The organism is Mesorhizobium sp. L2C066B000, from assembly GCF_000502335.1.
Classification (GTDB): Bacteria; Pseudomonadota; Alphaproteobacteria; order Rhizobiales; family Rhizobiaceae; genus Mesorhizobium.
The window spans coordinates 1-9,573 of the sequence record NZ_AYWZ01000037.1 but is presented as its reverse complement, the minus strand read 5'-3'; the positions used below and the strand labels follow the sequence as shown (position 1 = coordinate 9,573).

8 protein-coding genes are annotated in these 9,573 nt (G+C 65.3%); all 8 read right to left on the bottom strand.

What is annotated here, in order from left to right:
* Positions 1-567, bottom strand: a 567-nt coding sequence (locus tag X733_RS01000000166965; RefSeq protein ID WP_032911593.1) for a hypothetical protein, incomplete at its 3' end; no start/stop codon positions are given.
* Positions 568-667: 100 nt separating this feature from the next.
* Complete coding sequence (locus tag X733_RS1000000170435; protein ID WP_023820421.1) at positions 668-3,751, bottom strand: hypothetical protein; 3,084 nt, start codon at positions 3,749-3,751, stop codon at positions 668-670.
* Complete coding sequence (locus X733_RS136765; protein WP_023820420.1) at positions 3,751-4,104, bottom strand: hypothetical protein; 354 nt, start codon at positions 4,102-4,104, stop codon at positions 3,751-3,753. The genes X733_RS1000000170435 and X733_RS136765 overlap by 1 nt, the downstream gene beginning before the upstream one ends.
* Before the next feature lie 112 nt (positions 4,105-4,216).
* Complete coding sequence (locus tag X733_RS136770) at positions 4,217-6,700, bottom strand: hypothetical protein (protein WP_023820419.1); 2,484 nt, start codon at positions 6,698-6,700, stop codon at positions 4,217-4,219.
* A complete protein-coding gene (locus X733_RS136775) occupies positions 6,701-7,345 on the bottom strand; it encodes a hypothetical protein (RefSeq protein ID WP_023820418.1) in 645 nt (214 codons plus the stop codon).
* 27 nt (positions 7,346-7,372) lie between these two features.
* Positions 7,373-7,672, bottom strand: coding sequence for a hypothetical protein (locus X733_RS136780; protein WP_023738680.1), 300 nt, complete (start codon positions 7,670-7,672; stop codon positions 7,373-7,375).
* A gap of 74 nt (positions 7,673-7,746) precedes the next feature.
* Positions 7,747-8,664 carry a phage capsid protein gene (locus tag X733_RS136785; RefSeq protein ID WP_023820417.1) on the bottom strand — a complete coding sequence of 306 codons (918 nt, stop codon included), beginning with the start codon at positions 8,662-8,664 and terminating at the stop codon, positions 7,747-7,749.
* A gap of 157 nt (positions 8,665-8,821) precedes the next feature.
* Positions 8,822-9,573: hypothetical protein (locus tag X733_RS1000000170430; RefSeq protein WP_032911590.1), on the bottom strand; the 752-nt coding region annotated here is incomplete at its 5' end.

Here is a 9,573-nt window from a genome sequence, read left to right as displayed (position 1 = left end):
CAGCGTCGCCACCTGCATCGGATCGCGCAGAGCGCCGACAACACCGCCAGCCAGCGAGCTGGCAAGCTTGCGACCACGGCCGAGACCGACCGCGTTGGCCTGCGCTTCCGCAGCGCCGGCGGCTTCCTCGGCGCCACGCGTGATCGCATAGGCGTCCTGCACGATCGGCCGCTCGATGCCGATCACGCCGGCGAATTCCGGTTTCATGCGCGCCAGCTCGGCCGCCTGGCGCTGCCAAGCGGCTTCGCGGCCTTCCATCACCGACCACGGATTGCCGCCGGCGTCGGCGATGCGCGCGCCTTCCTGCAGGTCCTTTTCGGTAAAATCCTTGCGCGGGTTCGGGAACTGAACGCCGGTCGCTTCGAAGATCGCCTTGTTGCGGCGCGCATAGGCCTCGCCGATTGCCACGTCCTCGGCGTTGGAATTGTCGCGGTAGTCGGCCAGATCGCGCGTCGTGTCCCACAGCGCTGCCGCCGCGTCGCGCTGACTTTGTTCCTTCGCCATCGTGTCGGCGAAGTTCGGCGCGAATGTCGGGTTGTCGCCGAAGCCGGTCTTGTAGAGGAACATCAGAGCCACCACAGGCCGGCGACAACGACAAGTGCCACGCCGGCAGCGATCCAGAGCGCTTTTCTCACGTAGGGGATGGCCAGGGATTGCAGGTTTTCCATTAGCGATAGGCTCCCGGCACGCGGGTTTCGAGTTTTGGTCGCATCGCCACCAGGTCGAGGATGAACGGCCGGCCGTCTTCGGCCATGATCCATTGCGGATCGGCGGTGTTGATGTCGCCGGCGGCGAAGGCGAAGCCGCCCTGCACTGCCACCGGCGTGGCGTTGCGGATCGTGTCGGCGCCGCCCTGGGGCACGCGCTTGCCGGCACCGCGGATCGACCCGAAAAAGCCTATTCCCGCCTTTGGCTGATGCGGCAGCGTCGCAAGGTCGCTGTCGGTGACCGCGTGCAAAAGGTCTTCCAAGCGGTCCGCGCGGATGTCGGACGGCACAAGCACCTTCTGGCCGGACGAGAAATAGCTGCCGCCGACCGTGGTAAAGCCGCCGAACTGCACGCCGCGATCGTAGACCGCGCCGGCAGCTTCCTGCACGGCCTGCGAGTGGACGGCCTTCGCCTCGTCCGATTTCGGGTCTAGACCATCCTCTGAAATTCGCTTGCGCGCGATCGAGGCGGCCGCGCTCTTGATGCGGGCCGAATCTTCCGGGGCGAGTTCAAGCGCGTTGCCGGCCACCGTGTTGAAGTTTTCGCGCGCGGCGTCGGTCGCAAAGTCTTTCATCGCCTTGCCGTCCGGCGTCTTGCCATAGCCAAGGATCACGTCTTCTGCCGCCCTGGGCGAACCGCCAAACGCGATGATGGCGCCGCTTTCGGCGATCATCGGCGCATCCTTGCCGAACTCGGCCAGCACATCGGCGGCCGCATTGCCGGCGCCGGCGACGATCGCGCCGGCCATGGCCGCGCCGCTCTCCGGGTTTTCCCGAATGGTCTTGCCAAGTGCTGCGGCCTCGCCGGCCTTGAGATAGCGCGCCGGCACGCCCAGCTCTTTCGAGGCCTGCTCGGCGGATTTGGCGCGCTGCGACATGATCGCGCTCATGTCCTCGGCCGTCGCGGCATCGGTCAGCGGCGGGGTCTCCGGCACGATGCCCTGCTTTTCGGCATAGCTCACCATGTCGGTCGAGATTTCCTTGCGCTTCTCGTCCACCATCTTTTCGGCGAACATCAGCGTGCGCAGCTCGGTGTCGGTCGGCTTGTCGCCATATTGCTTGCGCAGCCCGGCAACGTGCTTCTCGGCCTCCGGCAGGCTGAAATCGCGAATGGCGCGGCCAACGGAGATCTTCGCCAGCGTTTCCTGCAGCACCGCCTTGCCGTTCGGTGTGCCGGCGGCATCCATCATGAAGGTGGACAATTCGCCGGGATTGACATCGACGCCGGCCTGCAGCCGCAACGCCATCTTGTCGCCGCGCTCGCGAAAATCGTCCTCTGCGCGCACGGCCTCGCTGCGCTTTGTCTTTTCCAGCCGCTGAAGGCCGGCGTCGAGCGTCGACCAGCCTTGGCCGTCCAGCCCCTCGATGCCGCCATCGGCCATGTCTTTCTGCATTTCGTCACGCATGGTCTTGACGCCATCGGCATCGAGCGCGTCGGCCTGCTTGCCGTAATAGGCCAGCGCCGTGTTGCGGCGGCTTTCGATCTTGGCCCGCGCCGCATCGTCGGGGTCCATGATGCCGCGATCGACGGCGTTCTCGTAGTGCTGATCGATAACCGCCTGGGCGCTGGCGATCGCATCGCCGGCGTCGGGGCTTTTCGGATCGAAGCCGGCAAGCAGCTTCTGCTGGTCGGTTTCGAGCTGGCCGGTCTGATCGATGAAATCGGCGCGTTGCTGCAGCTCGACCTTCTTGGCAAGGTTTTCGCGCGCTTGGCCCAGATAGCTGCCGGCCAGCCGATCGAAGCCAACCTCATAGTCGGCCTCGATTTCCGGGAAAATGTGATCCTTTTTCAGCGCACCCTTGAGGTCGCCCATCGCCTTTTCGAGGCCGGCCGGATCGTCGCGATACTGTTCGAACAGCTGTTGCGTGGTCGAGCGCATTTCAGAGTCGACCAGCTGCAGATAGACTTTGGTGCCGGCCTCATCATAGGCGCGGCCCCGGATCGTATCGGCGCCGCCCGGCCGGAAGCCGCCGCCCTTTACTTCGAGTTTCGGCTTGCCACCGTCAGCGCCATAGAACTGCGCCTGGCTCTCATGCAGCGATTTCGCATAGGTGGTCGCGTCATCGGGGTTGTCGAAGATGCCAAGATGCTTTCCGGTCCGTCCGTACTGCTCCTTCGCCTCCTGATCCGAGAGGATGCGCGAGCCGTCATCGGCGACAGTCGGGATGAGAACTTCTTGGCCTTTGTTGTTCTGAAACGACATCGAGCGCACGGTTGAAATTGAACCGTCCGCATTCTTGACGACAGGTCGGTCCGCAAGATCGATGTTGCCAGGCGTCACCAGGCCTTTGACCGGTCCAGCTGGGCCGGCATCGGCAGAACCTGCCGGCGCGCCGCCGCCGCGAATGATCGCGGCTTCCCGCTGGCGGCGCTTCCTGTTGGCTGAAAGGCCCGCCACCGCGTCCGCGATCTGTCGCTGATCGCCGGAGCGAACCGCGTTCACCACCCTCTTGGGCAAAGAGCCGTAATTGTAGGTCACTGACAACAGCGCGCCGCGCGTCGCAGCCGGAAGCTTGCTCCAGTTTTCGCTGCCCGTCTGGCCGGCGGCGGTATGTTCAAATTCGACAAGGCGCCGCGATAAATCGCGCTCGGCGTCGTCTCGTGTGATCTTCATTCCCTGCTGGACGCGTACCTTCTTGCCGTCTGGCGTCGTGATCGTGTCGGAGCCGTACCCGGTCCGATAGGCGTTCACGTCCCAATATGGCGTCGGGCGGAACCCTTCTTCCTTGCGCAAGATGCTAGCGGCGATTGCCCGCTGGTCGGTGCCAGAAACTGTCACCCCACCGCCGGCGGGATCGCCACCGCCGGTGTATTCGGCATCGGGCCGGCCGGCGAGTGCTGCTTGCTCGCCCGCCTGCGCGCCCTGCCTGGCCGCTTGCCGATCGGCAATCTGGCCGGCCTGCGCCGCCATGCGAAACAGGCCTTCGGAAGCGCGCTGCAGCAGCTCGCCGCCTGGGCGTGCTACCGGCAGCAACCCATCGGCCAGCACCGGTTCGACGCGAAACGGCCGGTAGCTGACCGGCTGCAGCGGTTTCGTCGTCATCAGCCACGCTCCCCAAACGAAAGTAGATTGTCAACGCCGCCGGTGAACGCATTGAGGAAGCCCAGGCGGCGCGCCGATTTGGCGGCGGCGCGGTAGCTGGTCGCGCGCTCGGCCAGCCGCGAAACCCGCGTCATTTCGGTGCCGGTCGCGGTGGACAGGCCAAGATCGGCTTCGCGGTAGGCGTCGGTGCGCGCTGCTTTTGCGGTGCCGAATGACAGGTCGACGCCGGACCCTGCATAGGCCACGTCCTGCGCGCCCAGCGCGTCGGCCATCTGGCGCTTGATCGACGTGCGCCGGTTGATGCCCTGCAGCGTCTCGATGCTCTGCTCGCTCTCGGCGTCGGAAGCGGCCATTTCGTTCTGCGCGGCTTCGGCATTGCCCGCGCCGATCGCCGAGNGGCCGCCGTTGCGCCGGCGGTGGCGCCGCCAAATCCGAGTGCCGCCGGGATTGCCAATAGGAATTGCATCAGAGTTTGGTCCCCATTGCGATATCGCGCACCCGAAGCTCGCCCGGCCGCTTTTGCGTGATGACGGCGGTAGTGCCTTCCATCATGCCCAGCAGGCCCGTGACGGTCAGAAGCTTGGTCTTGACTGGCATCGGCGCATCCACCTGGTCGTTGGTGTCGTGCAGCTCGAAATCTTCCGGCGCCTCGCCATTGGCGCCCACCGCAATGCTGTCGGTGTCGGCGATGTTGACGTGCAGCGTGTGGATGCGGCCGGGGCGCAAGACCACTTCGTCACTGCCGGTCACCAGCACCTGCGGCATGGTCTCGAAGCGCGGCGCGATCCAGCGGCCGACAAGGGCCGCCGCATAAGCGTCGCCCAGCGCGATCGAGCCGCCGGCGCAGGCGAACGGGCCCAGCACATAGCCATCGGCCTTGGCCCACAGTTCGGCGCCGTCCTCGAAGGCAAGGCCGGTGATGACGCCGGCAAGGTCGGGGACGGCGTTGACCGTGTCCTGCAGGTAGATCGTGGTATCGTAGAGCTCGATCGACGTGCGGCCGGCGCGCTCGACCGCAAGCCAAAGCCGGTTCTTGCCGTCGATGCCGATTTCGCGCACCAGGCCGCCGCCGGCCGCCAGCCACTCGCAATAGCCGTTGATGTCCTGATTGCGGATCATCTGGCAGGCGATCAGGCGGCCATCGGTGCGCATCAGCCAGCCCTTGGAGGCGTCAAGATCGGTCGCCGGCTTCTGGTTGGCGCTGCGAATGAGATTGTCGGCCAGATGCGAGGCCAGCAGCGACACCGGGTCGGCATTAAAGTTCGTGGTGGCCGATGTCACCGCTTCGGTGACGCGCAGCACCTGCTTGCCGCCCTGGGCGGCGAACGGCAGGCCCTGCGGGTTGATGGCGACGTAGTACATCTCGCCTTCCAGCGTGAACGGCTTGCAGTTCGGCTGCGCGCCGATCTCGCTGGCCGGCACGAAATTCAGCGGCGTGTTGCGCTCGATGGTGCGGTTCGGCACGAAGTAGAGGGCAAGGTCGGTGAAGATGAAGAGATTGTTCGAATCCTTCACGTGCAGGATGGTTTCGTTGGTCAGCGATCGCAGCTTATCGAGCCGTGCGGCGTTATCTGTGGCGCCATCGACGTTGAGATCGAAATACTCGGCAATCCGGCTCATCGCCATGGCGCCGGTCACCGCCGGAATGCGGTAGTAGTCCAGCCGGTCCTGCACAAGCGCCGCTTCCCCGGGCCAGCCCTTGATGGTCGAAAAGACCTCTTCGGTATCGGTCTTGCCTATCTGTGTATGGAAGGGCAAAGCCGAAACCTCGGCCGTGCTGACGATGATCGCCGACAGTTCATATTCCTCCCCCGACAGGGCGCCACCAAAGGTGACGATCAGCTCCATGTTGTAGTTGCCGGACGGGTTTTGCACGGCAACGGTGACGCCGGCGCCGAGCGATGGCAGCGCCACCAGAGCCGCCTGAATATCGGCCGCCCATTGCGTCCAGTCGCCGGGATAGGTGGCCGAGTTGATTCCGACCGGCACGCCGAGGTGTTTGATCGGTACCGCGGGCGTCGTCTCACCATTCACGGTGATGGTGATGAAGGCTTGCGGATCGTTATTCCAGCGCATGAAGATGTCCCACACGTCATCGGTCTTGGCATAGACGCCGCCAAGGTCGGCCGATGGCACGGGGTCGTAGGGCCACAGATCCTGCCGCCAGTCGTGCAGCTGGCCCGATGTCGCCAGAAACAGCCGCACGGTTTCGAGCTGGCCGTGGAAAATGCCGATCGTGTTGCCTTCGGAGTAGAAGCCAAGGTCGGCCAGCATGCCGGCCGTCACGGTCGCGATGCGCGCCGACCCGACGAAACCGGCATCGGTGAAGAAATCGGCGATGCCGGCGGTTACGAAACACGCCAGAGTGTTGCCCTGGTCGGTGGTCAGGTCGACAAAGCGCGGCCGTTCGGCGGTTCCGCTCTCGAAAAAAGCCGAGACGGCAAGGCCGGACACATTGGTTCCGGCATTCGAAAATGTCGCGCGGATGCGCAGCGAGGTAGCGGCTTTCTGCTGGCCGGGCGCATAGGCCGCCAGCCGCGTGACCGGCGTTCCGGTCTTAACCGCGAAGGGGCCGCCGACTGCGACCCACACGCCCCCGACAAAGGCTTCAATGGTAAAGGTCGCCGTGCCGGCGTCGATCGCGAGGCCGGATGCGAGCACCGCCGCGACCGTGCCGGCAACCGTGCCGCTCCAAATGGTTTGCGTTCCCGTGTGCGGGCCAAAGGTCGGCGTCGGCGCCGTGATCGCGCGGGCTGACAGCGGCCGGCGCCATTCGCCCTTGCGCCACGAGCCGCCCATGCGGCGAAAGCCCGACTGCGGCACCGGCTCGATGCCCTTGAAGGCAAGGCCGCCCGCATAATACTGCTTGATGTCGACGCGGCCTTTGGCCTCCGGCGAGAATTCGCCGGCATTGCAGGAGCGTTGCGGAGCGGCCGGGCGCGCGACCATCTACCAGCGCCCGTGCCAGGGTTCGCTGCTGACGCGCCCGCCGTGCAGCACGTCCGTGACCGCCGGCGAACCGACCGGCGAGCCGGCGCGGTCCTGGGCGATCAGACGGCCGAAGATGCCGCCGGCGCCGCCGGTCGCCGGCGTGCCGATCGCCGCCGCTTCCTTGTCGGCCTTCAAGTCGCTGTCCTGCGTCAACGGGACAGCAAGATAGGAGGCCAGCAGCGTGGCGAAGCCATCGGCGAACTGCGGCGGCCATGCCGCCGGGTCGAGCGCCTGCTTGCAGCGCGCGTACACGACCGGCTCATTGGTGAAAACGGTTGTGCCCTCGATGGCGAAGTCGCGCAACGGCACGTTGCACAGGGCATCGGAGGTGAGCTTGAGCGGCGGCCCCAGAATGCCGCCTGGCAGATCGAAGCCATAGGTGTACCCGATGACGGGCGTGGCTTCCTGCCGCGTGAGCAGAAAGGTCTGCCGGCAGAAGGTCCAGTCGTGCAGGCCGAAGGTGCGGGCGATCGCGCGCGGCCAGAAAATATCGACCAGGCCGCCAAGCGTGGTCTGTTCGTCAATCGAGAATTTGGGCGCCAGCCCGAGTTCGACCAGCGCCCAATTCACGATCATTGCCTTGTCGATTTCCGCTTCGGCCATGATGTCCCTCTGCCGGCTTGCCGGCGATTACGCGCCAGCAGCGTCGGTGTTGACGGCGACGGTGATGTTGCCGCCGGCCGGCACGGCAGTGACGATCAGCGCCACGCGATCGGCGACGCCATCGGCGACGCAGAGGCAGTCGATGACATCGTTGACGTTGAGCTTGTTGCTGCCGACGACGCCGGAAACTCCAGTGCCGAAATAGCCGGCCGCAATGACGGTCGCGACCGCATCGGCCGTGGTGTAATTGTACCAGTTGGTGCTTTTGCCGGCGGAGCCGTAGGGCGTGGAATTGTAGAGCGCCAGCGAGCGAGGATTGAAGGCCATGGGAAATGTTCTCCTGTTGAAGCGTTGAAGCGACGGGCCGCCCGCCGGATGGCAGGCGGCCCGCTGGCGATCGGTTAGCCGGCCGGGATTTCGTCGGTCAGCACGGCCGGGCGAACCGGCTTGGCAATCTTCAGGAAGTCGAGACGCTTGACGCCGGCCGCCTGGATGCCGACAGCGGCGCCGCCCAGGCCGGCCTTCACCAGGTAGGGAGAGCCCTGCATAATGGTTTCCTGGGTGATGGTCGGCGCTTCCTTGTTCCACGGCGTTTCCGCGCCAATCGAATCGTGGTGCCACATGTAGGCGTAAAGCGAGGTGCCATCCTTGCCGGCGAAATACTCATCCGGCCCCTCGATGTAGTGGACGCCGCTCCACGTGCGGGTGCGCATTCGCTGGATCTTCGAGAACGGCGAATTGTCCAGCCCGACCCACTGCGCGTCGGAAAATTCCTTGTAGAATTTGAGCTGGCTCATCCACATCGCAGGCAGCATGCAGAACACCTGCACTTCGCCGGTATCGTCGGCTCCGGTGCCGGCGATCTGCGCGCGGGCCTGTTCGAGGTCGATGATGTCGATCACCGCGGTGCCGTTGCCAATCGTGATGACGCCGGCGCCGCCCGACGCGAAGGTTGCCAGCGCGTCGAGCTTGATCTTGTCGCGCTTGCGGCGGATGGCGGCGGTGATGATTGTCACCAGGGCGGCCTGTTCGTTCGGGCCGGCCTTGTAGGCATCCTGCACGCGCCACCAGTCGGACGCCTCGAAATCATCCATGGTCAGCTGGACGGTGGTCAGGCCGGTGCCGGTGACAGGCACGCGCTCGATGGCGCCGGTGAGCTTGTAGACTTCGGTGCGGCCGATGATCGGGAACTTGACGGTGTTGGCTTGGGTGTCACCCGACATCATGGTGCCGTCGAGCAGGCCGCCATGGGCCTGAAACTGGACGGTGACTTTGTCTTTGATCTTTTCGGTAAACCAGGCTGCGATCTGGATCGACATGGGAAATCCCCTTTGGGTTGCTGTTCAAAAGCAGCCGTGGGGCCGATAGAGCCGGTTCCTGCAGGGTCCGGTGAAGGATAGCCCGCCGCCGCCGGGTCGCTCCCTTGGTTGCGCCGGCCGAGAATGACCCGGCCGGCGCGGCGTCAATTGCGCGGGATCAGACGCCGATGAGCTTCTTGTATTGCTCATCGAGCGCGTCGTGCTTGGCGCGGTCGAATTTTGGATGCTGCGGGTTCATTTCCGGCGCGGCCAGCTGCGCCTTGAGCGCGTCGCGGGCGCCCGACCCTGCCGGTGCGGCGCCGGCGCCGGAGAACGGTTGCGCCTTGTCGCCGCCGGTCATCTTGGAGGCGAAGAACTCGATCAGCTGGTTGCCCTTGGCGGTGTCCATGAGCATCAGCAGGCCGTGTTCGCCGACTTCCTTGGGCAGGCCGTGCTGCTGCATGAGGTTGACGAAATCTTCGTTGGCCTGCATGCGGGCATCGATGGCCTTGTCTTGCTCGGCCTTCGGCAGGCTCTTGGCGGTTTCCGGCAACAGCGCCGCACGTTCGGCGACCGGGTCGATCGCCGCTTCCAGCATGCCGGCTTCCTGCGCCTGGGAGTAGAGCGCCGTGGTCAGCTTGTGCAGCGACGCCACAGGGATTTTCTCTTCCATCGCCACTTTGGCCACGGCGCCGAACAGCGGATCGGCGGCAAGTGCCTGCAGCTGCGGCCGGATGGCTTCCGGCGCCTTGTCGATTTCGAAGGCGTTATAAGCCTCGATCTTGTCGGGAACCGCCGAATCGCGCTGGCGATAGCCCTCAAGCGCCTTGTGCTGCTTGTCGATCGTCTCGCGATCATCCTTGCCGAACATCGTTTCGGGCAGGCCCTGCGGGCGGTAAGGCCCGGTCGCGCCAGCGGCTGCAGCTGCCG